Source organism: Gilliamella sp. B3783, from assembly GCF_026536125.1.
Classification (GTDB): domain Bacteria; phylum Pseudomonadota; class Gammaproteobacteria; order Enterobacterales; family Orbaceae; genus Gilliamella.
Genome location: NZ_JAFNOU010000010.1, coordinates 20,225 through 45,451 on the forward strand (window position 1 = coordinate 20,225; position 25,227 = coordinate 45,451).

The window sequence follows — 25,227 nt, forward strand, 5'->3', positions numbered from 1 at the left end:
ATTACCTTGTATTGTGATCTATTTGGCAATAATTTCAAAATACTTGAATTTACCTTTACCACTTATTGCTTGTTTTGCTTCGCTGGCAGCAAAAATACCCACTTTCGCGCCAACCCATTTGCCTTTGCCTGCCGCAAAATCACGGCTGATCTTTTGCCACACTTTATTAGTATCTTGATAATAAAATTGGCAAATACCGTTTAATCCGACCTCAACTTTTAATTGGCAATTCGGTGAATCAAATTGAGTAATAATCTCTTGATATTCATCAACTATCCCAGCATCTTTCATCCAACCATATCGATAACATAAAAAATAGTGATTATTTTTATAACAAAGGGTTAGGGCCGCATAACGTTCGCCATAAATGATCAAACCGGCAAAATCACCCGAATTGTTTGGATTGAGCTCTAATGCAGTTTCAGCAGTAAATTGCCATGACGAAAATTTTTGTAATAATAAATTAGGAGCAAAATAGAGTGTTTGCTGTTTGTTATGTATTGGTAGTGGGTAACAATTTAACGTTAAGCCATCGCTCTGTTCTGCAAGCCAATTTTTTTGAGGATTGGCTTGCCATTGCCACTGTAAACCGATCTTGCCTTGCTTGAAGTCATCGCTCGTTTGCATGGTATAATCATTTGAATTACAAGTGGTTAATGGTTTTGGATATGACACAACAGGTTGACCGCAGTTATCATCGATGGCGGTTCCGATTCTTGGCCAATCATCATCACCCCAGTGCATTGGTTGTAGATGTACGATTCGTCCATATAAATTGGCATCCTGAAAGTGTACAAACCAGCATTGATTATTATCAAGTTCAACCCAGCCGCCTTGATGGGGACCGTTAATAGTGGTATTACCTTGAAATAAGACATTACGAGCAGTCCAAGGCCCCTCTAAGTGTTGGCTACGTAATACGGTTTGCCAACCGGTTTCAACGCCGCCAGCTGGCGCAAAAATATAGTACCAACCGTTTCTTTTATAGAGTTTTGGACCCTCAAGTGTTGGTAAGTCGGCTGTGCCATCATAAATAATTCTTCCATCGTCAATTAAAGCCGTGCCATCATTACTCATACGAAACAGCTGTAATTTATGCTTGATGCCAGAACGGCTTTGTGCAAAAGCATGAACTAACCAGGCTTGACCATCATCATCCCAAAATGGACAAGGATCTATCCAACCTAATGCGGGTTTTACGCAATGTGGTTTACTCCATTGCCCCCATGGGTTATGCGTATTACACATAAATATTCCTTCATCGGGCGTACTAAAAAATACCCAAAATTTTTGGTCATGATATCGAATAGATGGCGCCCAAACGCCTTTCCCTGGTTGCACACAATCATAACCCGGTAAATCAAGAGACGAAAATACATGATTTATAATTTGCCAATTCACTAAATCTTTAGAATGCAAAATCGGCAGTGCTGGCATATGATTAAAGCTAGATGAAACCATGAAAAAATCGTCTTTGACTCTGACAATATCTGGATCTGAATAATCAGCACAGATAATGGGATTGTTATAATAATCAAAACGCATATAATTACCTTTTACATTACGTTATTAACGTAACTTTTATCCTAGTTATTGTTTTCAATATTTTTTTGTTTGGCAAGTAAATCTTGTTGAATTTTTTCCATCATTTTGTCATCTAATTTATAAAAACGCATAAGCCACCAAAGTAACAAATATGAAAACGCAGGTCCTATAGTTAACAGCCCAATAATGCCCATCGTTGCAAGTGGCGTTTGCACATCCACACCAGCTTGATAACCTAATAAGCCTAAGCAAATACCAACCAATGCGCCCGCTATTGCCATACCCAATTTAAGTGCAAATAAGTTTCCAGAAAAAGACAAGCCTGTTGCGCGTCGACCAAATTTCCATTCACCATAATCGGCCGCATTTGCCATCATATTCCATTTGAAGGGTTGATACATTGAATGGAAAAAGCCGATTAAAAAATAAAGAGGGAATACCACAGCTAACCAAACTGGTGGAATAAAAAACATAATGACGCCAATGGCAAACAAAATTAAATTAATATTTTTAAATAATTGAATCGCGGTAAAACGTTTAGCAAAATATCCAGCAGCCATTGCACCTAAAATAGTGCCAATTACTGAGGTTGACACAAAAGCTGATTTCATTGCTGTTCCCGCTGCCGAGCTAATACCGCCCATCATTAAATAAGTTGCATAATAGAGTGTTGCTGAGCTACGCATCACCCCAGCCATGCTAGAAAAAAACGTAATAATAGCAACAATGCACCACTGATCATTAGCTAGCAGACATTTTAAATCTTTTTTTATGCTGACATTTTTATCTTCAATGGGTGTTACGCGTTCTTTAGTGGTTGCAAAACAAAACACTAACATCGCAATAGCAATAATGCCCATTACTGCCATTGTCATTTGAAAGCCGAGTTGTTTATTCTCTTTACCAAACCAATCCACCAAAAATAGAGTACCGATTGACACCATTAGTCCAGCTGCTGATGAGATGGTAAAACGAAATGATTGTGCAGAAAGACGATCTTTTTCATCACGCGTAATGACCCCTCCTAGTGCACAATAAGGGATGTTAATAAAGGTATAGCATAGCATCAACAACGCATAAGTAATGTAGGCATATAAGAGTTTACCAGAGTAACCAAAATCAGGTGTAGTATAGGTCATGACTGCAAGCACAGCATAGGGAATGGCAAACCAAATCAACCAAGGTCGAAATCTTCCCCAGCGAGTTTTAGTTCTATCGGCTACCATACCGGTAATAGGATCGATAATGGCATCAAAAATTCGTGTTGCTAAAAACATGATTCCGACTGCGGCAGCTGATAGTCCATAAATATCGGTATAAAAGTAGGTCAAAAACATGGTGACTGATGAATAAACAATTCCACATGCTGCATCACCCATTCCAAAGCCTATTTTTTCCATGACTGATAATCTTTTATTATCCATCATCATCTCCTTATAATTATATAAACACACTGTTTTCTAAACAGTTTTTAAGCATATTTGTTTCTATTTCGAATTATTGAAAATAAACAACGATGGATTGAGTGTATAAAATTCATTATCAAAACAATATTATGATTTTGCGTACTGAAATTACGATATATGGTTAATGTGATAAATATCACAAATTTTATTGTGATATTTAATTATCTAACCAATGATAAAAAGTAAATCTATGGAAAGTCATCTAATAAACAATTTGGTAATCAAAGGAATAATCGCACTTTTTTAACGCTATCAATCCTTGAAAATGAATTATTACAAAAGTTAATTATTATAAATTTATGCTATTACAATTTTGGGGCATTATATTAATGTAGAAAAGTTTAGCTGTAACGATGCCTTGTGATTTAAAGTTAACCAATTCAATGGTTTGGGTAAATTACTTTCAAATTAACAAACAACCAAAAATTTTTGCCCATTTCTTGCTTATGCCAGACAATATGTTTTCAGTTGTTTCATCGCCGTGTATAAAATAGTTGTTTTCGACATGCTTATTTACAAGCCAATAAATACAGTCGGTAATTAATTTATTTTTTATTACTTAAAAGTTTTATTCAATTTATTTCGCTAACAGTAGCAAGATTTTAATATCAACATTTGATTGGTAATGAAATACTAGAATTTTTTTAGAGTTTTATGGTGTTGTTAATTTTGAAACTCTTGGTAATGTACAGATAGTCGAAATGATACCAAGATATAAACACAATTTGATATTGATATGATAACTCAACGTTAATCGATGTCTGCCATACCATACTTCGGATATTATTCACAAAAAATAGGGGTATTCATTGTGCTGCGTTACTAATGATATTTTGTTGGATTTTTATAATTTGAGTATATAAATTTGGTGGAGTCCTGATCAACTTGTTACTCACGCAAAGTCCAAAACGATATTAGATTTAGATTGTTATTAACATGATGATACTAATATAGTAACAATACGCTTGATGAAAAAAGTTATTTAATTAAATAGTGATTTATTTAAAACGATAACTTATGCTACCTTCAAATTGGTTTTTACTAGTGGTAAATAATAAATTTTTGATAATAAAATTTAAACACCTTTAGCTAATAATTGTATAGTCGATGGTTAAATCCTAATTAAACCACTCGTTATCATGAACAATTAAAATAGCTCAATGAGAAAACTTATAGTTAATTGTGTTCTTGATGTCGCCATAGCCATTTACCACTGACTAAGCGGTAGTAGAAGAATATACTTCTAATGATCCAATCAAGAAACATTCCAAACCACACGCCAATTACACCAAAGCCAAGATAAACACCAAATAGATAACCAACGACAATTCGGCACATCCACATACTACCGATTGCCACCCACATAGTATAACTGGCATCCTTGGCACCTTTAAACCCATAAGGTAACACAAAAGACGAAGCCCAAAATGGTGTAAATAGAGCATTTAACCACAGTAAATGTTTTGATATTTCGATAACTTCAGGATCATTGGTATAAAGTGAACTGAGTAGGCCAGCAAAGGGCATTGTCACAAATGCAATCAAACAGAGCAATATATTGGTAAATTGAAAAATAAATTTTAGTTGTCTGGTTGGTTGGTAGATTTGCCCCATACCAAGGCGTTTTCCAACTATAATGGTTGAGGTTGCACCTAAAGTTCCACCCGGTAAATTAAGCAGTCCTGCAATGGAAAAAGCGATAAAATTTGCTGCAATCGTTGACGTGCCCATACCGGCAACAAACGTTTGCGTCAGTAATTTGCCAACATTAAACATCACTGATTCAACACTAGCTGGAATACCGATGCTAAGAATATCAACCAAAATTCTAGCATTAAATGAATGAAAGTAACTTCTCAATGGAATAAAAAGCGCACGACTAGGTTTTATCGTCAAGACTAATAAGATAAAAAACATGCCACAATAACGCGATGTTGTTAAACCAATACCTGCACCAATAAAGCCAAAACCTTGCCAACTGCCAATTCCATAGATAAGTACATAACTAATCGAGATATTTAAAATATTCATAATGATGTTTAGGTACATGGGCAGTTTGGTATTGCCTGCGCCTCTTAATGCACCACATCCCACCAAAATAAACGCTAATGCAGGGTAGCCTAATACTGTTAATCGTAGAAATGTTAAGGTTAAATTTTTAACTTCGGGATCGGCTTTTCCAGCAATGATATCAACAATCCAATAGCCCGAGAATTCGACAAATCCAAATAATAGTACGGATACTAATACTAATAGGGTAATGGATTGTCTGGCAGCAAAAACCGCTTTTTTACGATTATGACGACCTAAGCTAAACGCAACGACTACAGAGGTTCCTAATGCTACTGCCATAAAAAATGACATGATAATCATATTAAAGCTTTCAGCTAAACCGACAGCCGCCATTTGCGCTTTACCTATCCAGCTAACTAAAAAGGTACTAAAAATACCCATCAATATCACTGAAAGATTTTCTATAAAGATTGGCATAGCTAATGGATAAATTTCACGCCATAGTAGCACACTATTTGAATGTCTTTTTTTATATAATTGCAGATTTTTTAAACGGTTAATGAGTTGAACATTCAATTGGAAGCCTAAATCTTATAACTGAAAATTATTGTGATAATTATAACTCCTTTATTGAACAAAAATGAATGTGTGTTTTAAAAAATAACATATTATAAAACTAACCTTTAATATATTTGTTGATGCTAAAAAGAATTAAATATAAGTTTGGATTAAGAACGCTATAGTTTAAATATGTTATTTTTTTCATCTTTTATGCTATTTTGATGACTGGTGAGGTAATAACACAGAGTGTAGCTGTTAATCAGTGTTTACTATTACTGATAACAGTTACCGATTTATTTCTAGCTCATTGCCAGTTAAAGTTTGGTAGTCTTGCTAGTTTTAGGGTAAAGCGTGTTAAGTCGAAAAAAAGATAAGGAAAAGTATGAAAATTCTTCATAATGATGATTTAGAGAATGCGTTATTGAAAAAGGGCAATAAAAAAATCAGCATTGTTTCTGCTTTTGCCAGTCATACCGAAATGATAGTAGAACAATTATTAGAAGATAATAGTATTAAGTTGGAACTGATTATCAGCACCATTAATGCTTTTAACTCGCCAGATTTTATTAAGTTTTGCCAGCAAAAAGCGCAAGATTGTGATAAATTCAGTTTTTATGTCGATTTTCGCTATAACCAAAGTGTCCATTGGAAACTCTATTTGATTCAGTCTGAAGTAGAGACAGAAAAGGTGATTATTGGTAGTGCAAATTTTACTAACATAGGTATCGGCCTTAATCGTGACACATGTGTAATGATACAAAACAAAAAACTGTATGCAGATTATTTAGCTGATATCGAACAACTCAAACAATTACCAGAAGTGGTAAAATCTAGTGATCAAAAATTTGATCGATATTTACAGAATTATAAAACCCTACATCAACGTATTACAAAAGCATCTATTCCAACTTTAGCCAATTATTTAGCAATAAATCCTATGATTGAATTAGGACTTTTGGTTTGGGATTCGTATTTAAGCGATGAGGATGAACAAGTGGCTGAAGAAGTCGTCGCCAGAAAGCATCCAACTATAAAATTTGATATGAATCGCGATTGCTTACTGGTTGAAAAAAAATATGAAAAGGATTTTAGCGTAGATCAGCTAATTTTATGTATGAATAACCAAGGTAAAGAGATTGCGTTTTTTTATTGTCTAGGCATCTATCCTAGCCAATCACAACAATATGTGTTTCTTTTTAATTTTTCAAAAAAGGTCATTCGTCCATTTAAATTAAGTCGGTCACTTAAAGCTGCAATGGCAAAGCAAGCGGCAAGCTGGTGTAACAGCAATAAGCATAAGTTAACTTATGAAGATCTTTTAGCACTATGCGAAAATAGTTAACAAATATTGAACTCACTTTAGGTAATAAACTTGCCGGAAAGTTTAAGGGAATATATGTGTTTCAGTATAAAAATTGGCGCGTTTATCTTGACGTAAATCTTTAACGCTATATTATAGCGACCAATAATGACTACTATCATCAAAATAATAAATAAATGAGCCCTCATGTTAATTAATGCGAAAACAATTCTTGATAAATTAAACCCACATAATAAAGTTAATTATGATTCCGTTTTAAAAGAAGTCATTGCCGATTGGCAGTCGGGTGCGGTTCGTCCTAAATTATTGATTCACAGCTGTTGTGCACCTTGTAGTACTTATGTATTGGAGTATTTAGCACAATATGCCGATATTACTATCTATTTTGCGAATTCTAATATTCATCCACGCGTTGAATATGAGTATCGAAGTGTGGTGCAACAAAAATTTATTGCTGATTTTAATCAAAAGACCGGAAATAACGTACAATTTTTAGAAGCACCTTATCAGCCAGCAGAGTTTATTAAGCAAGTTGGTCATTTGCGCGATGCCCCCGAAGGCGGTGAGCGTTGCCATATTTGTTATAAAATGCGTTTAGATTTGGCGGCAATTAAAGCGCAAGAGTTAGGATTTGACTATTTTGCAAGTGCATTGACGCTCAGCCCTAAAAAGAACAGTCAAAAAATTAATGAATTAGGATTTGAGATCCAAGAGATCTTTTCTGTTAATTATCTCCCTTCTGATTTTAAAAAGAACAATGGCTATAAACGCTCTATTGAGTTATGCAAAGAATACGATGTTTATCGTCAATGTTATTGTGGCTGTATTTTTGCTGCTAAAGCTCAAGGTGTCGATCTAAAAAATGTGATTACCATTGCTAAACAAGGTTTAGAAAAAGCACTTTAAGCCGTTGCAAACTCATTAGATTACTGATTATTTTATAATTGTTATGACCTGTATTTGTATGATATAGGTCAGATTCCAGTTAGTTTTAGACAGAATTACAAATCACATCACGCCTTCTTAAGATAAATTATTATTGTGTATCGCTTTTGTTTTAGGGGATTTTTTATCCATCCCTATTAAAAAGAACTAAGATTTGGTTATAATGATTTATATAAAAATAAAATTAATAATTTGAGATTTATTACCAATTTTGTAATAAATTAAATCTAAATTAATAAAATGTGAGTTTATTATGTCAAAAATATATAGGCTCGGATTGGATGTGGGTTCCACTACAGCAAAATGCGTTGTGTTAGATGAACATGACAATTTTGTTTATACTAATTATGTACGCCATAATACGCATATTGTGGCAACAGTACTTCAATTGCTCAGTGAAATTAAACAGAAGCTTAGTGATGATATACGCTTGTCTGTAAAAGTGACGGGTTCTGCCGGAATGGGCATTTCCGAAAAAGCCGATATCGCCTTTATTCAAGAGGTGGTTGCAGCATCGGAAGTGGTACAACGCAAATATCCTGAAGTACGGACGTTGATAGATATTGGTGGTGAAGATAGTAAAATGATCTTCTTTTTTCCCGATCGACCACCCGATATTCGAATGAATGGTAGCTGTGCAGGGGGAACCGGCGCATTTATCGATCAGATGGCAACTTTGCTTAATACTCCCGTTCAGCAGTTTGATGCGCTTGCTCAAAATCATGACCAAATTTTTCCTATCGCTTCTCGTTGTGGTGTTTTTGCCAAAACCGATGTCCAAAATTTAATTAGCCGCAATGTCTCGAAAGAAAATATCGCTTATTCAGTTTTACATGCCGTATGTATTCAGCTAGTCAACACCTTGGCTCGTGGCTATGATATTGTGCCAAAAGTGATGTTAATTGGTGGGCCTTTCTCATTTATCCCAACATTAGGTAAAGCCGCACTAAATACGCTAAAATTAACAGATGATCAGGTTGTTACCACCGAACATCCGACCTTACTGTCCGCTTGGGGTGCTGCAATTCACATTATTGAGCGAACCGAGCTTTCGTTGACAGATTTTATTGCACGATTAAATGCTTCTACTCAAATTAAAGTTAATGAATCATTTAGATTAAAACCGTTGTTTAATGAGTCGTTGTCATTTGATAATTGGAAAAAGAAGCGCAAATATATCGAAATTGCTAGATGCAATTTAGCAGATTATCAAAAACAGAATGCTTTTTTAGGCATTGACAGTGGCTCTACTACCACCAAAATTACGCTTGTTAGTGAAGATAATGAGCTGTTGTTTACGCATTATGCACCCAACAATGGTCAGTCGATTAGCGCCTTAATTCATGGCTTAACTAAATTAAACGATGAAATTACTGCATCAGGTAAGGAGATTATTATTGCTCGCACCGGTGTGACAGGTTATGGTGAAGAACTATTAAAAGCCGCTTTTGCTATTGATGACGGTTTGGTCGAAACCATGGCGCATTTTGCCGCAGCTAAACATATCGATCCTGATGTCAGTTTTGTGATGGATATTGGCGGCCAAGATATGAAAGCCATTTTTATTGCTAATGGTGTGGTTAATCATATCGAATTAAACGAAGCTTGTTCATCGGGTTGTGGATCGTTTATTGAGACTTTTGCCAAATCACTTAACTCTAATACTATTGATTTTGCTGATGCCGCGTGTCAATCTTCTAATCCATGTGATTTAGGTACACGCTGTACTGTTTTTATGAATTCTAAAGTGAAGCAGGCATTGCGTGAAAATGCCACCATGGGTGATATTTCGGCAGGACTGGCGTTTTCTGTGATTAAAAATGCCATTCATAAAGTGCTGAAACTGCATGATATACGTAAACTGGGCGATCATATCGTGGTGCAGGGCGGTACTTTTAAAAATCCTGCGGTATTTCGTGCGTTAGAACAGTTAACCGGTGCGCAAATTACCAGTTCTAATATTCCTGAGTTAATGGGAGCTTATGGCGCAGCGTTGGTCGCTAAAAACCATTATTTAGCGCACCCTACAGCTTCGCAATTTATTGGTTTAGATAATCTTCACAAAGCAAAAGACAATAAAGCTAAACCGTCTCGCTGCAAAGGTTGTGAAAATAAATGCGATATTATCATCTACCGATTTGCCAACGGTCAACGTTACTATTCGGGTAATAAATGTGAACGTTTTTTAAGTAATAATCAATATCGCGATAACAGCTCGTTTAATATGTTTGATTATAAAAATGATCTGCTATTTAAACGAACTAATGTGGTTAATGCCGAAGCTAAAATTAATATTGGTATTCCTCGTGTATTAGGGCAATATGAAAACTTCCCTTTTTGGCACACGTTATTGACTCAAAGTGGTATAAACGTGACACTTTCACCTTTTTCAACACAAAGTATTTATGAAAAAGGGGCTGGAACGGTAATGTCTGATAGCATTTGCTTTCCGGCAAAATTAGTGCACGGTCATATCATGGAGTTGATTGAACAGAAGGTCGATCGTATTTTTATGCCGATGGTTGTGTTTGAATCAGCTCAGTTTGACAATGCGGTTAATAGCTATAATTGTCCAATTGTCAGCAGTTATGCTGAAGTGATCCACAGTGCGATCAATCCCGAAGAAAAATTTCGCATTCCATTAGATTATCCCGTTATTAACTTTACCAATAGTAAGTTACTTAAAAAAGGCTGTATCAATTATTTAACTTCGTTAGGTATCGACAAAAAAGTTGCCGACAAAGCGTTTGAAGCTGCATTAATTGCACAAGCTGAGTTTAAACATGATTTATACAGTAAAGCGGTTGAAGTACTTAATAATGCCAAACAAACTGGGCGCTATGTATTTATTTTAGCTGGACGGCCATATCATAGTGATAGTTTAATTAATCACAAAACGCCCGAAATTTTAAATGCGCTAGGCTGTGATGTTATTACCGAAGATTCGGTATTAGGTGCCATTCATCAATTATCGCCAGAACTGCAAATTTGTTCACAATGGAGCTATCCAAATCGTTTATATGCTGCCGCTTCATTTGTTGCACAGCAACCGAATAATATTCAATTTGTACAGCTCAATTCATTTGGTTGTGGGCCTGATGCGATTGTCACTGATGAGTGTAAAGCAATCTTAGAATCTAAGGGTAAAACTTGTACGATCATTCGTGTAGATGAGATCACCGCAACGGGTTCTGTCCGTTTACGCTTACGATCGATTATCGAATCAATTCGTATGAATCAACATCAACCATTGAAAATGGTGGAACGTAAAAAAACGGCAGTTTTCAGTAAAAAGGATAAACAGCGTCGTACTATTTTAGCGCCATTTATTTCTGATTTTTATTCACCGTTATTACCGCCGATTTTTGCATTATCAGGTTATAAGCTAGAAACGTTACCAAAACCAGATAAAAGCTCGGTTGAGTGGGGATTAAAGTACTGTAATAACGAAATTTGCTACCCAGCAACGATTATTGTTGGCGATGTGATTAAAGCGTTACGATCGGGTAAATATAATCGTGATGAAGTGGCAATTGGTATCACGCAAACCGGTGGGCAATGCCGTGCGAGCAGTTATCTGTCGTTAATCAAAAAAGCCATGATTAGTAATGGTTTTGAAGATGTGCCGATTGTGTCACTTAGTACCGATAATATGAATGCAAGTGAACAACCTGGCTTTAAAATTAATTGGCTTAAAACTCTGCCAACCACCTTTTTTGCTATGTTATTTGCTGATTCATTATCGAAAATGTATTACGCGGTGGCACCTAGAGCCAAAGTGAAACAACAGGCTAATCAACTTAAAGAGCTGTACATTAGAAAGCTACAGCAGCTACTTAATGAGCAGAAAGGGCATAGAGCGATTTATGCGTTATTGGCGCAAGCTGTTGAGCATTTTAATCAGGTTGAAACCGTCAATAAAGATTGCCCACAAATAGGGATTGTTGGTGAAATCTATGTAAAATATAACAGCTTTGGCAATCAGCATAGTGTCGAATGGTTAGTCGATCAGGGAATTGAGCCAGTAATTCCACCCATGATTGAATTTTTTGCTCAAGTGTTTGTCAATTATGACAGTAATATTGATAATCATCTTTTACCAAAAAGTTATCTATCGTCATTACTGTTCTTTTTTGAAAAAGTGGCCCAACGCTATATCAATAAAACTAATCAGATTTTATCGCATTTTAAATATTATCAACCGTTTCATAATATCCGTGATATCGCTAAAAAAGCCGAGCAAATTCTTAATTTAGCCAATCAATTTGGCGAAGGTTGGTTGATTCCAGCCGGTATTATGACCTTTGCTGAATATGGTATTAATAATGTCATTAGCTTTCAACCATTTGGTTGTATTGCTAATCATGTAGTATCAAAAGGGGTAGAAAAACGGATGCGTGATCTTAACCCTAAACTTAATTTGCTCTATTTAGATTTTGACGACGGTGCTGGTGAAGTCAATGTACTCAATCGTTTGCATTTTATGGTCAGTTCGTTAAAGTATACCCAATTGCAACGAATTGTTTAACAGATATAAATAAATTGTTATTAAGGGCTTTTAATATTAAATAAAGCCCTTATTAAGCATTCAAAACCAGAAACACTTTAGTTTTATTCTATTCAAAATCGTTATTCGCCTCTATCTATGATGAAATCATACCTAATTATTGTAACGTCCTTTATTTAGATAACATGTTAATTTTAATTGTGTTAATTTCAATTATCGCGTAAAAATGAACAAATAGCTTCAATACAATTATTTGTATAGCTTTATTTAAGGAGCTGAAAAAGGATTGATCATATATGTTGATATTTAAAATTCTAGCAAAAATACAATTATAATCGATATATTACAGAGTCTATTCGTTTCTCTTTTTTGGGTGAATTAAATTTAACAAAATACTAAAACACAGATAAGCGTACAATTTCGCTATATAATTAATGTAAATTTCAGCCGATCATCGTGTAGTTAATTTTTTAATTTTTTTATCGAAATTTGTATGCAAAAAAAGAGCAAAATAACTCAATTTATGATATAAATACCATTCATTGTATTAACGTAAAGATATAAATAAGGACTTTAGTATGTTAAAAGAACAAATGGTAGTAAAAAATTCAACTGGTCTTCATGCTCGCCCTGTTACCACACTTGTTAAATTAGCAGGTCGTTACAAATCATCAATTGAACTTGTTTATAATGACAAAGCAATCAAATTAAAAAGCATGATGGGATTACTTGGTGCTGGTGTTAAAGGTGGTTCAACTGTTGAAATTATTTGTGATGGTGAAGACGAACAAGCCGCAATGGATGAAATTCGCGAATTATTTGCTAGTGGTTTTGGTGAGTAATCGGTTAAACAAATAGCCACGCTTACAAGATTATTATTCCGTCGACTTAGGTCGACGGAGTTGTTTTAAAAGGGCAGTAACTAGATACTTTAAAGTAGACCAATTTATAAGAACTTAATCTTTGATGATTGAATTTAATTCATGATGATCAATCGATGGCAATAAAGCAGTAAAGCCTTTAGTTAGATAAAGTAGATAGAAAAATCCAATTGCTAACCAAACTAAACCAACAATCATCGCCGTTGCATCAAGGCTGGTCCATAGCCATAGTGAAAGTAAAACACCAATCGCAGGCAATAATCCATATTTAAATAGCAGTAATGCTGTTTTCGCTTTTGAATCACCTAAGTAACTTTTAATCACGCATAAATTGACAAAAGTAAAAGCCACTAATGCGCCAAAGCTTATCATCGACACCACTAAACTAAGATCTAATACCAGCGCTAACAATGAAAAACAGGCGACAAAAATAATCGATAAATAAGGTGTTCTATAACGAGGGTGAATTTTATAAAAGATTTTTTTAGGCAAAACACCTTCACGTCCCATAGCATAAAAAATTCTTGATACACTGGTTTGCGCTGTCATGGCTGATGCAAAAACACCAGTTAAGTATGCGGCTTGGAAGAAGTTATACATAAAATTACCGCCTAATTGGCTTATATCACCCACTCGACGAACGACCACTAAACTGGCTGTATCTTTATTATCTACAAAATCTGTCCACATAGGATATGCCAGATGAGCACAATACGATACGACTAGAAAAATACAGCCAGCAATTAGAACTGTCCAGATAATTGCTCTTGGTAATGATTTTTGTGCATCGTTAGATTCTTCGGCTAAAGTCGCTATGGCATCAAAACCTAAAAAGGCAAGACATAATATTGCCGCTCCAGACATTAAGCCACTAAAATCTCCTGCATTAACTTGCAGAGGTTTCATCATTGCCTCAGGGGTTAAATTAACATTAGTTAAAGTTAAAAAGATAAATAACCCTATAAAAATCATTTGTACAATAATCAATGTAAAGTTTACAGAGTTAATCAGTTTAATCCCTAAATAATTTAAAAAGCTTACACTGATTAATGAACCCAATACAAAAACATAAGCAGGAATGCTTGGAAATGCTTCATTGAGGTAGATACCTAAAACTAAATAATTCAATATTGGTAAAAATAGATAATCAAGGATTTGTGCCCAACCTACCAAAAATCCAACTTTTCCACCAAAAGTATGTTGTACATACGAGTAGGCAGATCCAGCAATCGGCAGTTTATTTGCCATTCGACAATAACTCAATGCTGTAAAAAAGATCATGGCTAAGGTGATGATATAGGCTATAGGTAAGTGACCATTACTATCAACAGTGACTTCCCCATAAGTGGTAAAGATCCCCAAAGGAACCATATAAGCTAAACCAAATGCAATCAATGCAGGTGTGGTTAAAACTCGTTTCATTTTTATTGCGGACATGACTTTGCTCCTCTGTCCCAAAAAACAATAAAAAACTACTAAGTATAGTTTTGCCTTTTTACCCGCTTAAAGCGGCAAGGAATTCTGCCACATTATGATAATTATGCAAGCTAATTTTTAGTAAAAAGGTACTAAAGCGAGCGATTTATAGACTTTAACACACATTAGTCATTATTTTTAAGCTGTTTACACTGGAATTGCTCGTTAAAACGTAAAATTGAATTGTGCATATTTGTGATCTTGCTCTAACTCTTGATAAGACAAAATTAGTGTCACCGAAAATAATTCATTGTATATTTAATAAACAGAGATCATAAAAATCAGTAAGTTTAAATATCTATATTTAATTAAAAAGGAGCGGTATATGCAGTCAATACCTGTTTTATCGGTTGAGCTTACCAGTGATATCGTTAATCAAAAATCATCGGTTATTCATTTAATGTCCAATGCCAGTCAAAACTATTTAACCAATATAAAAACTTTTTTTGATGATGTGATGGCTCATGAGCAAGAGATGGAAACCGATGTGTTACCCGATGTTGCTTTGCCTCATGCAAAAAGTAGCGCAGTAAAAACGCCATTTATTGTGGTGGGAAAATATCTTGATGGCATCATTTGGAATAACGGTAAACAAGTGAAGTTGGTGATTATGATTGGTGCGCCAGAACATGCCAACAAGGCGCATTTAGCGATTATTGCTAAATTAGCAACTCATTTAGCGGATGATGATTTTATTGCAACTTCACTTAATAGTGATACCCAGTCATTAGCAGATAAAGTACGAGGTTTGTATGAATAATAGTGCGATTGACAAAAAGAAGATTGTTGCAATTTGTGCCTGTACTGCTGGTATGGCTCACACTTATATTGCTAAACAAAAGATTGAAAATGAGGCAAAAAAACGGGGATGGGATTGTAAAGTAGAAACTCAAGGCGCAGCAGGTATTGATAATCCATTAACTGAACATGATTTAAAAACTGCAGATGTGATTATATTAGCCACTGATATTTCAATTGAAAATGCCGAGCGGTTAGAATCGTATAAAAACGTCATTAAAGTAAGCACAGGCGAAGCCGTGAAAAATACGGTCAACATTTTCAATAATGCCGAACAAATGTCAACTAAAGTAGTAAAAGACAGTATTGGTAAAGAAATATTTCGTGCATTAAATACCGGAATCAGCAAATTTTTACCCGTTATTATTGCTTCAGGAATTCTTTTTTCGATTGTGTTAATGACAGGTGATGTAACCAACGATACGATTTTGCCAAGTAATCAGTTTTTTGCTGATTTACAGCAAGTAGCAATTTATGGTTTTGCTATGATGGTACCTGTGCTTGCAGCTTATATGGCCTATTCTATTGGCGGTAATGCGGCGTTAGCGCCTGCGTTTATTATGGGCTATGTCGTTAATAACCCAATTGGTGTTAATCATGTCAGTACAGGCTTTATTGGTGCGATGATTTTCGGTGTTTTAATTGGTTATTTTGTAAAATGGTTTAAAACCGTTAAAGTCCATCCTGTCATTGCATCAGTAATGCCAGTCATGATTATTCCAACAGTGACGATATTGGTGATGGCGCCCATTTATATTTACGGACTATCTTACCCGTTAGATTGGTTTGTGAAAGCAATGGTTGCTACGTTAAAAGGCATGTCAGAAGTCAATGCAGCGTTTTTAGGCATTGGTATTGGTATTCTTGCAGCACTAGATATGGGGGGACCATGTAGTAAAGCAGCAACGGCCTTTACTTTGGCAGCTATGGCAGAAGGTGTTTATGGACCAAATGGTGTGTTTCGTATGTGCTGTGCAATTCCACCATTAGGCTTAGCGATTTCATCATTGATTATTTCTCGTTCTAAATACACTAAAGAAGAGAAAGAGTTTGGCATTACCGCTTTCTTTTTATCATTAGCCGGTATAACCGAAGGTGCAATCCCATTTGCCGCTAAAGATCCAAAACGTGTGATTATCGCTATTGTTATCGGTACGGCAGTGGCAGGTATGTTAGGCATGATTAATGGTATTGAGTCATTAGTAGCGTTTGGTGGGCTGGTTGCCTTGGGTGGCGTAACAAAAGGTGCAATGTGGTATATTATTGACATGTTTATTGGTGCATTGATTATTGCCGCAATATTACATTTTACGAAAAAGAGAGCAGTAGAAAGTGCCGAGCCAATTGAAATCGAAGCTGAATAACTGTTTATCACGACGCTACCGTTTTGTTGGCGTCGTGATAAATAACTCGATTCTTTAAATGAACAATTACGATGCTTGATATACCGTTTTACCACCAACGATCGTGGTTAATACTTTAACATTTTGTATATCTGTTGCCGGTATGGTAAATGGATTACGATCTAAAATGATTAGATCGGCAAATTTGCCTTTTTCAATTGAACCAATGTATTGCTCTTGTTTCAATATATAAGCGGCTCCTATGGTTGCACAACGCAGCACTTCTGTTACTGTCAAATTTCGATCACTGTTTAAACGAGGGTGATCGGTATCTATTTGTCGGGTCATTGCCACTTGAAAATCGTACCATTCATTAAGGGGATCGATTGGCCAATCACTACCAAATGCACAATTCACACCAGCATCAATATATTGGCCATGTGCTTCTAATCCATTATAACGTTCTGGACCAAAAAGCGTATGATATTGTTCAACCATTGTTGCGCTGCATCCAGCCCATTGGAACGAAAACACCACACAAGCTTTTAATTTTTGATAGCGTGCAAATTGATGCGCAGCACTAAGCTCATTGTGAGCCGTACTTGGTCTTATATCCGCATCAGGCAATGCTTTTCGCATTTTTTCAATAGCATTGAGTACCACTTCAATTGCACCTTCTCCTACTGTATGCGTATGTGGGTGAAAGCCTGCTTTTGCTGATTCAAGGATTAACGCATCAAGCATTTCTGTTGAATAGTAAAGATCGCCGTAACGATCTTTTTCGTGTTCAAGTTGATAAGGTTTTAATAGCCGTGCCGTCATTAATGGTGCTTGCATAACACCATCAACAAACAATTTAGTATGCGAAATTTTTATACCTGGTTTAGGTTGCCAGTTTTTATCATCATAATGATGAGCAAATTGCTTAACTTTGTCCAATAACAGCGGAATTTGATCTATTGAAGATACATCATCGGGTGGTAACTCATGTGCACCAAATAGGCGTATTGAAAGTGCGTCTTGTTGCTTAAGGGTCAAAAAAGCATCAGCAATGGTTTCAGTAATGCGAGCATCCATCACTGCCGTTACGCCTTGTTTATTCAGTTCTGCTTGTGATAATTTTGCAATATTCACCGCTTGCTGATCGGTCAGTTTAGATATGCTGTCAAATGCACGCATCGCCGGTGCATCTTCTAAAATGCCATTAAGTTCGCCATTATTAGTTCGACCAATCTTACCATCTGATGGTTCAGGCGTATCTTTATTAAGACCAAATTTTTCTAATGCCAGACTATTGGCAACGAGTGTATGGCAATCATTTGAAAACAAAATTACCGGGCGCTGGGTATTAAGTTTATCAAGGTCGAAACGTGTAATATCGGTACCTATTGGCAACACTTCTTGACGTAGCCATCCTCGTACTTGTAACCAATTGGTATCATTATCGGTTGAGTCTTGATCTAAATATTTTTGAATAATAGCTAAAGTTTGATCAACGGTTAAACTTTGATAATTTAAATTACAAGAAGAGAGTTGCATTCCCCCCCAAAAAGTATGCAAATGCGCATCTATAAGACCGGGAATCATCGTTTTTCCTTGTAAATCGTAAACTGTCGTATTATTATCGACATACTGACTGCTATTTATTTGTTGCGTGCTCCCCGTTGCAATAATATAGCCATTTTCGATAGCAATAGCCTGACAAACACTGTCTTGTTTGTCTGCAGTATAAATATAGCCATTAATATAAATAACATCAGCTTTAGCCATTATTGGTGATTTCCTTAAATCAAGTTCTAAATAAACGTGAACGATAGCAGATTTATAAAAAATTTGTCAAATGCAATAATTTTCTTTATTGTGTGATGAGATTATGCTACAACTACAACCTTTAGTTACAGCGTCACAAGGTGAAAAGATGAAATATCAACAACTCGAAAACCTTGAATGTGGATGGAAATGGCACTATCTTGTGAAAAGGCATTTAGAAGGCGAGTTGATTACTCGTTATATCGAGAAGAGCGCAGCTCAGCACGCCGTAAATGAATTATTACTTTTAGAACATAATCCAATAGGTGTTGTGCAATGGATAAAACAGCATCTAAACCCTGATTTAGATAATCGCATGAAGCAGACCATTCGTGCGAAACGAAAACGACATTTTAACGCTGAGCAACAAAATACACGAAAAAAGTCTATTGATTTGGAATTTTTAGTTTGGCAACGATTAGCTAATTTGGCAAAACGCCGAGGTTGCACGTTGTCACAGACCATTACACAACTTATTGAGGATGCTGAGCAAAAAGAGCAATATGCAACGAAAGTATCGACAATAAAAGATGATTTACTGTCATTACTTGATGTGAAACAAGACAGTAAATAACGTAAATTACAGGATAAAATAGGTTTAATTATGGGAAAATCCCTTGTTATTGTGGAATCACCTGCCAAAGCAAAAACAATAAATAAATATCTTGGCAAAGATTTTGTGGTTAAATCAAGCGTAGGGCATATTCGCGATCTTCCAGTAAGTGGCAGTAGCCATCGAGTTGAAAAAACCACAAAAGATAAAGCCGAAAAAAAAGTAAAACGTTCTGAAAAACAGGTTTTAGTTGATCGTATGAGTGTTGATCCGTATAACGGTTGGAAAGCTCATTACGAAATTTTACCTGGTAAAGAAAGGGTTGTTTCAGAACTAAAAAAACTCGCTAAAGATGCCGATATGATCTACCTCGCAACCGACTTGGATAGAGAAGGGGAAGCAATAGCATGGCATCTGAAAGATGTTATTGGCGGTGAAGATAGCAAATATCGTCGTGTGGTATTTAATGAAATCACCAAGACAGCGATCAAAAATGCGTTTAATCATCCTTCCATGCTTGATATGGATAGAGTTAATGCCCAGCAAGCCCGTCGCTTTATGGATCGCGTTGTTGGTTTTATGCTATCACCTTTACTTTGGAAGAAAGTTGCTAGAGGATTATCAGCAGGTCGTGTTCAATCGGTTGCCGTTCGACTTGTGGTAGAACGCGAGCGCGAAATTCATGCCTTTATTCCTGAAGAGTATTGGGATCTTTTTGCTGATTTAAGTACAGCGAATAACGAGCAACTCACTTTACAAGTTACTCATTATCAAGATGAAGCGTTCGAACCTAAAGATAAAGTCGCCATTGATATTGCACTAGCTGAATTAAACAACAGCCAATATCAAGTGACCAATATCGAAGAAAAGCCAACTAAGAGCAATCCAACTGCGCCATTTATTACTTCGACCTTGCAACAAGCGGCGAGCACGCGCTTAGGTTTTGGCGTCAAAAAAACGATGATGCTTGCACAGCGTCTTTATGAAGCTGGTTATATTACCTATATGCGTACCGATTCGACTAATTTGAGCCAAGATGCATTAGCCATGGTACGTGATTATATTGGTAAAAATTTTGGTGATAAATATTTGCCTAAATCACCAAATGTTTACAGTAGCAAAAAGAACTCTCAAGAGGCGCATGAAGCAATCCGCCCGTCAGACGTTAAATTACTGGCGGATAATATAAGTGATGTTGAAGCTGATGCGTGTAAACTTTATCAATTGATTTGGCGTCAATTTGTTGCCTGTCAAATGACTTCAGCCGAATATAACTCGACAACAATTACTGTTAAATCTGGTGATTTCTTATTAAAAGCTAAAGGACGTACCTTGCGTTTTGATGGTTGGACTAAAGTGCAACCGCAATTGGCCAAAAATAATGATGATAAAATTTTACCCGCTGTATCAATTAACGATAAGTTGGGCTTGATTGCGCTTAATCCTAATCAGCATTTTACTAAACCACCAGCACGTTATAACGAAGCATCGTTAGTCAAAGAGTTAGAGAAACGTGAAATAGGCCGCCCATCGACTTACGCAACGATAATCTCAACTATTCAAGATCGTGGATATGTGCGTTTAGATAATCGTCGTTTTTATGCCGAAAAAATTGGTGAAATTGTTACTGATCGTTTAAATGAAAACTTCAATGATCTCATGAGTTATGACTTTACCGCGCGTATGGAAGATGCACTCGATCAGATTGCTAATAAAAAACAAGAGTGGCGAGAAGTGCTCGATCAGTTTTTTAGTGATTTTAGTAAACATCTTGAAGTGGCAGAGCAATCACCCGATAAAGGTGGTATGCAACTTAATCCTTTGGTGCTCACCCCTGAAATTAAGTGTCCTCATTGTGGACGCGAAATGGGCATTAAAACAGCAGGAACGGGCGTATTTTTAGCGTGTTCAGGCTATGCACTACCGCCTAAAGAGCGTTGTAAACAAACGATTAATTTAATTCCAGAGCACGAAACTCTCAATATTTTAGAAGAGTCGGAAACCGCTGAAACCGATGCATTAAGAGCCCGTAAGCGTTGTCCAAAATGTCATACCGCAATGGATAGCTATTTACTTGATAATGAACGTAAATTACATATTTGTGGTAATAACCCAATTTGTGATGGCTTTGTTGTTGAAAAAGGTCACTTTAAAGTAAAAAGTTATGAAGGTCCAATTATCGAATGTGAAAAATGTGGATCTGAGATGCATTTAAAATCAGGGCGTTTTGGGTTATATATGGGCTGTACTAATCCTGATTGTAAAAATACCCGTAAAATTTTAAAAAATGGTGATGTTGCGCCCCCTAAAGAAGATCCAGTCGATTTGCCTGAACTTAAATGTAGCAAATCTGACGCTCATTTTGTGTTACGTGATGGCGCATCAGGTATCTTTTTGGCTGCACATAATTTTCCAAAATCAAGAGAAACCCGTGCACCATTAATTGAAGAATTACAACGTTTTAAAGATCGGTTGCCCGAAAAGTTTATCTATTTAACGCAAGCACCGAATAAAGATCCGGATGGTAATCCTGCCATTGTTCGTTTTAGTCGTAAAAGCAAACAGCAATATGTCACATCCGAAGTTAACGGAAAATCGACAGGTTGGGTGATGCAATACGTTGACGGTCAATGGATAAAGAGTAAAAAATAGGTCACAAAACCTAATATGTTTACCAAGTTGTTTTAGGTAATGCATGCGTTTTAGTATAAAAATGAGTTTACGTTTGTGCTAAAGTGTGAAAGGAGTTATTTTGTCCCTTTACCTCTTTGTTAATCGAAAAGGTGAAGGGAATAAAAAGAAAGGAACCTTTGTCATGAAATTGCAACAACTGCGTTATATAGTTGAGGTTGTTAATAATGATCTTAACGTATCGTTAACATCAGAAAAGCTGTATACTTCACAGCCTGGTATTAGTAAACAGATTAAGTTATTAGAAGATGAACTTGGTGTGCAAATTTTTACCCGCGTTGGCAAGCATCTTTCCGAAGTCACTGATGTTGGCGAACAGATTATAACTTTGGCAAGAGAAATTCTAAATAAATCCAATGATATTAAAATTGTTGCCAAAGAGTATAGTCAGCCAAATCAAGGTACCTTGACCATCACCACCACTTATACACAAGCTCGTTATACACTTCCGGTTGTCATTCAGCAGTTCATGAAACAATATCCCAATATTACTTTACATATGGAGCAGGGTTCATCACCACAATGTTTATTGCAAGCGCAAACCGGACAAGCCGATTTTGCTATTGTGACGGATCTCTCTCAATTAAGTGAAGATATGATTGCACTGCCTTGTTACCACTGGAATCAGGCTGTGATAGTGATGAAAGATCATCCTTTAGCAAAAAGTCGTTTAATTTCGATTGCTGAGTTATCTAAATACCCATTAGTTAGTTATGATTTTTCGAATGATGGGTCTGATTTGAATCAGGCTTTTAATAAGGCTAATCAATCACCTAATATTGTGTTTAGTACAACGGATGCCGATTTGATTAAAACCTATGTTAAATTGGGGGTTGGTGTTGGTATTGTTGCAAAGATGGCAGTGAGTCAAAATGAGGATAATGATTTTGTGGTACTGAGTGCAGGGCATATCTTTCCTTATAGTACGACGTATATTGCATTTTCGCGTTCACTATTTTTGCGCAGTTACATGTATGATTTTATAAGACAATTTTCTCCACATTTAAATAAATCAACCGTTGATCGCCTTATTTTGTGCGAAAATAACGTTGATGTTCAAACTATGTTCAATGGGGTGAAATTACCGATTCGTTAATGAGATTGAAATAATAGCGCTATCTATTTAAGTCCGTAGTAATCAAATCAAATAAAGTGCGAAATCATTCGCACTTTTTCGTTTAGCACTATTTTTTATGGCGTGCTTTTAAAATACCTATCACATCTTGTAGTGATAGATTTTGATCTTGCAATAATACCAGTAAATGGTAAATCAAATCAGCTGATTCATTTTTTAACTCTTCTTTATCATGAACGGTAGCTGCTAAAGCAGTTTCAACGCCTTCTTCACCTACCTTTTGTGCAATCCGTTTTGTTCCATCATGATATAATTTAGCTGTATAGGATGATGTTGGATCAGCACTTTTGCGCGCTGCAAGCAACTGTTCTAGTTGAAATAAAAAACCCCATGTCGTTTGTGCCTGCGCAAAACAGCTGTTAGTGCCCGTGTGACAAGTTGGACCCACAGGATCAACTAAAATAAGTAATGTATCGTTATCACAATCGGTTGAAATGCTTTTTACATTTAAAAAATTGCCAGATGTTTCACCTTTAGTCCATAGACGCTGTTTAGTGCGTGAATAAAAGGTTACTTTGCCACTATTTTGTGTTTGTGTTAGTGCATCTTGATTCATATAGCCAAGCATTAAGACATCACCCGAGACATAATGTTGGATGATAACAGGCATTAAATTATCCACTTTTTGCCAATCAAGTTTGCTTAAGTCTAATTTGGTATCGGAATTTGGAATTAGCATAATCGAATTTCTACTCCATGTTGAGCTAAATACTGTTTAAGTTCACCAATATTGATAATTTGTTTATGAAAAACAGAAGCGGCTAAAGCGCCATCCACATTTGCGTCCCTGAACGCTTGTAAAAAATGCGCCATTGTGCCTGCGCCGCCTGAGGCAATTAAAGGCACATGACAAACATCACGCACAGCTTGTAGTTGTGTCAAATCGTACCCATTACGCACACCATCTTGGTTCATCATATTTAATACGATTTCACCAGCGCCGCGTTTTTGTACCTCTTTTACCCAATCTAAGGTAGTCCATTTGGTCGCAACTGTACGCTTTTCATCACCTGTAAATTGATAAACATGATAATGTTGAGATTGTTGGTCATACCAAGTATCGATTCCAACAACAATACATTGCACACCATAACAATCTGCTAATTCAGTAATTAAATCTGGATTAGCTAATGCGGGTGAGTTGATCGAAATTTTGTCGGCCCCAAATGTTAATATCTGACCTGCATCTTCAACCGTTTTAATCCCGCCAGCAACACAAAAAGGAATATCAATAACTTCAGCAACTTTTGCCACCCAACTTTTATCAACAACTCGACCATCAGATGAGGCTGTAATATCATAAAATACCAGTTCGTCAGCGCCTTCTTCGGCATATCTTTTCGCTAAAGGTACGATATCACCGATAATTTCGTGATTGCGAAACTGTACACCTTTTACTACTTGACCATTACGAACATCTAAACAAGGAATTATCCTTTTTGCCAGCATGAAATTGCCTCCTGAACTGTAAATTTACCTTCAAGTAATGCTCGCCCAACAATTACGCCTGCTACACCACTGTTTTGTAATGCTTTAACATCGTCTAATTGACCAATCCCACCAGAGGCTTGAAACTCGATTTGTGGGTATTTTTGACTAATTTCTTGGTATAATTCAACATTTGAACCGCTTAAGGTTCCGTCTTTCGAAATATCGGTACACAAAACATGCTTTAAACCAAATGGTAGGTAGTTATCAATAACTTGTTCAAGTTTTTGCTTTGAGTCCTCTTGCCAGCCATGTATTGCAACGTATTTATCGCCTTGGCTGTCAATTCGAACATCGAGTGCCAATACCAAAGCTTCAGGACCGTAATGCTCAAACCACTGTTTAACCATTTCTGGTTGCTTTATTGCTGTCGAGCCGATAACTACCCGTGCAGCGCCAGCATCGAGCAGGGCTGTGACATCTGCTTGTGTGCGAATGCCACCTCCGATTTGAACCGGTACGTTAACGCCACTTATTAACGTTTTAATCAAGGCTATCTGCCGTGCGTTTGGATCTTTGGCACCAGTTAAATCAACAAGATGTAGTAATTTTGCACCTTGCTTTTCATAAGACTGTAACCGAGTTAAAGGATCGTTACCGTAATTGCGTTTTTGATCATAATCACCTTGATGTAAACGGACAACTGAACCATCAATTAAATCAAGTGCCGGTATAATATTTGGAAATGTTGACAT

Annotated in this window: 17 protein-coding genes; 9 read left to right on the forward strand and 8 right to left on the reverse strand. The window is 36.2% G+C overall.

Annotation, left to right across the window (positions count from 1 at the left end):
- Window positions 1–18: 18 nt before the first annotated feature.
- The 3 genes from J3U59_RS10425 to J3U59_RS10435 all read right to left on the reverse strand — a co-directional run bounded on the left by J3U59_RS10425 (window position 19) and on the right by J3U59_RS10435 (window position 5,600).
- Window positions 19–1,545, reverse strand: coding sequence for a glycoside hydrolase 43 family protein (locus J3U59_RS10425; protein WP_267334206.1), 1,527 nt, complete (start codon window positions 1,543–1,545; stop codon window positions 19–21).
- Window positions 1,546–1,586: 41 nt separating this feature from the next.
- Window positions 1,587–2,972 (reverse strand): glycoside-pentoside-hexuronide (GPH):cation symporter, encoded by a 1,386-nt coding sequence (locus J3U59_RS10430; protein ID WP_416379606.1) that lies wholly within the window; start codon window positions 2,970–2,972, stop codon window positions 1,587–1,589.
- A 1,215-nt stretch (window positions 2,973–4,187) separates the two neighbouring features.
- Window positions 4,188–5,600, reverse strand: coding sequence for an EmmdR/YeeO family multidrug/toxin efflux MATE transporter (locus J3U59_RS10435; protein WP_267334208.1), 1,413 nt, complete (start codon window positions 5,598–5,600; stop codon window positions 4,188–4,190).
- A gap of 367 nt (window positions 5,601–5,967) precedes the next feature.
- On the opposite strand from J3U59_RS10435, the gene J3U59_RS10440 reads away from it, so the two are divergent.
- The 4 genes from J3U59_RS10440 to J3U59_RS10455 all read left to right on the forward strand — a co-directional run bounded on the left by J3U59_RS10440 (window position 5,968) and on the right by J3U59_RS10455 (window position 13,200).
- Complete coding sequence (locus tag J3U59_RS10440) at window positions 5,968–6,927, forward strand: phospholipase D-like domain-containing protein (protein WP_267334209.1); 960 nt, start codon at window positions 5,968–5,970, stop codon at window positions 6,925–6,927.
- Between the two features lie 165 nt (window positions 6,928–7,092).
- Window positions 7,093–7,812 carry an epoxyqueuosine reductase QueH gene (locus J3U59_RS10445; RefSeq protein ID WP_065634654.1) on the forward strand — a complete coding sequence of 240 codons (720 nt, stop codon included), beginning with the start codon at window positions 7,093–7,095 and terminating at the stop codon, window positions 7,810–7,812.
- Between the two features lie 292 nt (window positions 7,813–8,104).
- Entirely contained in the window at window positions 8,105–12,379 is a 4,275-nt protein-coding gene (locus J3U59_RS10450) for an acyl-CoA dehydratase activase-related protein (protein WP_267334210.1), read from the forward strand.
- A 557-nt stretch (window positions 12,380–12,936) separates the two neighbouring features.
- Window positions 12,937–13,200 (forward strand): HPr family phosphocarrier protein, encoded by a 264-nt coding sequence (locus J3U59_RS10455; protein WP_065634652.1) that lies wholly within the window; start codon window positions 12,937–12,939, stop codon window positions 13,198–13,200.
- A gap of 114 nt (window positions 13,201–13,314) precedes the next feature.
- Here the strand turns inward: J3U59_RS10455 and J3U59_RS10460 are convergent, their stop codons facing one another.
- Window positions 13,315–14,676, reverse strand: a complete 1,362-nt coding sequence (locus J3U59_RS10460; protein ID WP_267334211.1) for an APC family permease — start codon at window positions 14,674–14,676, stop codon at window positions 13,315–13,317.
- A gap of 364 nt (window positions 14,677–15,040) precedes the next feature.
- Here J3U59_RS10460 and J3U59_RS10465 point away from each other — a divergent pair, with 364 nt between their 5' ends.
- Window positions 15,041–15,475, forward strand: coding sequence for a PTS sugar transporter subunit IIA (locus tag J3U59_RS10465; RefSeq protein WP_267334212.1), 435 nt, complete (start codon window positions 15,041–15,043; stop codon window positions 15,473–15,475).
- A complete protein-coding gene (locus J3U59_RS10470; RefSeq protein ID WP_267334213.1) occupies window positions 15,468–16,877 on the forward strand; it encodes a PTS fructose transporter subunit IIC in 1,410 nt (469 codons plus the stop codon). The genes J3U59_RS10465 and J3U59_RS10470 overlap by 8 nt, the downstream gene beginning before the upstream one ends.
- A 66-nt stretch (window positions 16,878–16,943) precedes the next feature.
- On the opposite strand, the gene J3U59_RS10475 is transcribed toward J3U59_RS10470, so the two are convergent.
- The gene (locus J3U59_RS10475; RefSeq protein WP_267334214.1) at window positions 16,944–18,626 is read right to left on the reverse strand and encodes an amidohydrolase; all 1,683 of its coding nucleotides are present in this window, start codon (window positions 18,624–18,626) and stop codon (window positions 16,944–16,946) included.
- A 148-nt stretch (window positions 18,627–18,774) separates the two neighbouring features.
- Here J3U59_RS10475 and matP point away from each other — a divergent pair, with 148 nt between their 5' ends.
- From matP to cysB, 3 genes are all read left to right on the forward strand, one after another.
- Window positions 18,775–19,239, forward strand: a complete 465-nt coding sequence (matP, locus tag J3U59_RS10480) for a macrodomain Ter protein MatP (protein WP_416379607.1) — start codon at window positions 18,775–18,777, stop codon at window positions 19,237–19,239.
- 30 nt (window positions 19,240–19,269) lie between these two features.
- Entirely contained in the window at window positions 19,270–21,870 is a 2,601-nt protein-coding gene (topA, locus tag J3U59_RS10485) for a type I DNA topoisomerase (RefSeq protein ID WP_267334216.1), read from the forward strand.
- A gap of 163 nt (window positions 21,871–22,033) precedes the next feature.
- A complete protein-coding gene (cysB, locus tag J3U59_RS10490; protein WP_267334217.1) occupies window positions 22,034–23,005 on the forward strand; it encodes an HTH-type transcriptional regulator CysB in 972 nt (323 codons plus the stop codon).
- Window positions 23,006–23,093: 88 nt separating this feature from the next.
- On the opposite strand, the gene hisIE is transcribed toward cysB, so the two are convergent.
- From hisIE to hisA, 3 genes are read right to left on the reverse strand one after another with little or no spacing between them, the layout of a single operon-like run.
- Window positions 23,094–23,723: a bifunctional phosphoribosyl-AMP cyclohydrolase/phosphoribosyl-ATP diphosphatase HisIE gene (gene hisIE, locus J3U59_RS10495; protein WP_267334218.1), complete on the reverse strand. Its 630-nt coding sequence runs from the start codon at window positions 23,721–23,723 to the stop codon at window positions 23,094–23,096.
- Window positions 23,717–24,493, reverse strand: a complete 777-nt coding sequence (hisF, locus tag J3U59_RS10500; protein WP_267334219.1) for an imidazole glycerol phosphate synthase subunit HisF — start codon at window positions 24,491–24,493, stop codon at window positions 23,717–23,719. The genes hisIE and hisF overlap by 7 nt, the downstream gene beginning before the upstream one ends.
- Entirely contained in the window at window positions 24,475–25,227 is a 753-nt protein-coding gene (hisA, locus tag J3U59_RS10505) for a 1-(5-phosphoribosyl)-5-[(5-phosphoribosylamino)methylideneamino]imidazole-4-carboxamide isomerase (protein WP_267334220.1), read from the reverse strand. Before hisA ends, hisF begins: the two co-directional genes overlap by 19 nt.

Coding starts and splice junctions, on each gene's coding strand:
- matP (WP_416379607.1), top strand. CDS start 18,775: ATGAAATATCAACAACTCGAAAACCTTGAATGTGGATGGAAATGGCAC.
- J3U59_RS10460 (WP_267334211.1), bottom strand. CDS start 14,676: ATGTCCGCAATAAAAATGAAACGAGTTTTAACCACACCTGCATTGATT.
- J3U59_RS10445 (WP_065634654.1), top strand. CDS start 7,093: ATGTTAATTAATGCGAAAACAATTCTTGATAAATTAAACCCACATAAT.
- cysB (WP_267334217.1), top strand. CDS start 22,034: ATGAAATTGCAACAACTGCGTTATATAGTTGAGGTTGTTAATAATGAT.
- topA (WP_267334216.1), top strand. CDS start 19,270: ATGGGAAAATCCCTTGTTATTGTGGAATCACCTGCCAAAGCAAAAACA.
- hisA (WP_267334220.1), bottom strand. CDS start 25,227: ATGTCAACATTTCCAAATATTATACCGGCACTTGATTTAATTGATGGT.
- J3U59_RS10450 (WP_267334210.1), top strand. CDS start 8,105: ATGTCAAAAATATATAGGCTCGGATTGGATGTGGGTTCCACTACAGCA.
- J3U59_RS10430 (WP_416379606.1), bottom strand. CDS start 2,972: ATGATGGATAATAAAAGATTATCAGTCATGGAAAAAATAGGCTTTGGA.
- hisF (WP_267334219.1), bottom strand. CDS start 24,493: ATGCTGGCAAAAAGGATAATTCCTTGTTTAGATGTTCGTAATGGTCAA.
- J3U59_RS10425 (WP_267334206.1), bottom strand. CDS start 1,545: ATGCGTTTTGATTATTATAACAATCCCATTATCTGTGCTGATTATTCA.
- hisIE (WP_267334218.1), bottom strand. CDS start 23,723: ATGCTAATTCCAAATTCCGATACCAAATTAGACTTAAGCAAACTTGAT.
- J3U59_RS10440 (WP_267334209.1), top strand. CDS start 5,968: ATGAAAATTCTTCATAATGATGATTTAGAGAATGCGTTATTGAAAAAG.
- J3U59_RS10470 (WP_267334213.1), top strand. CDS start 15,468: ATGAATAATAGTGCGATTGACAAAAAGAAGATTGTTGCAATTTGTGCC.
- J3U59_RS10455 (WP_065634652.1), top strand. CDS start 12,937: ATGTTAAAAGAACAAATGGTAGTAAAAAATTCAACTGGTCTTCATGCT.
- J3U59_RS10465 (WP_267334212.1), top strand. CDS start 15,041: ATGCAGTCAATACCTGTTTTATCGGTTGAGCTTACCAGTGATATCGTT.
- J3U59_RS10475 (WP_267334214.1), bottom strand. CDS start 18,626: ATGGCTAAAGCTGATGTTATTTATATTAATGGCTATATTTATACTGCA.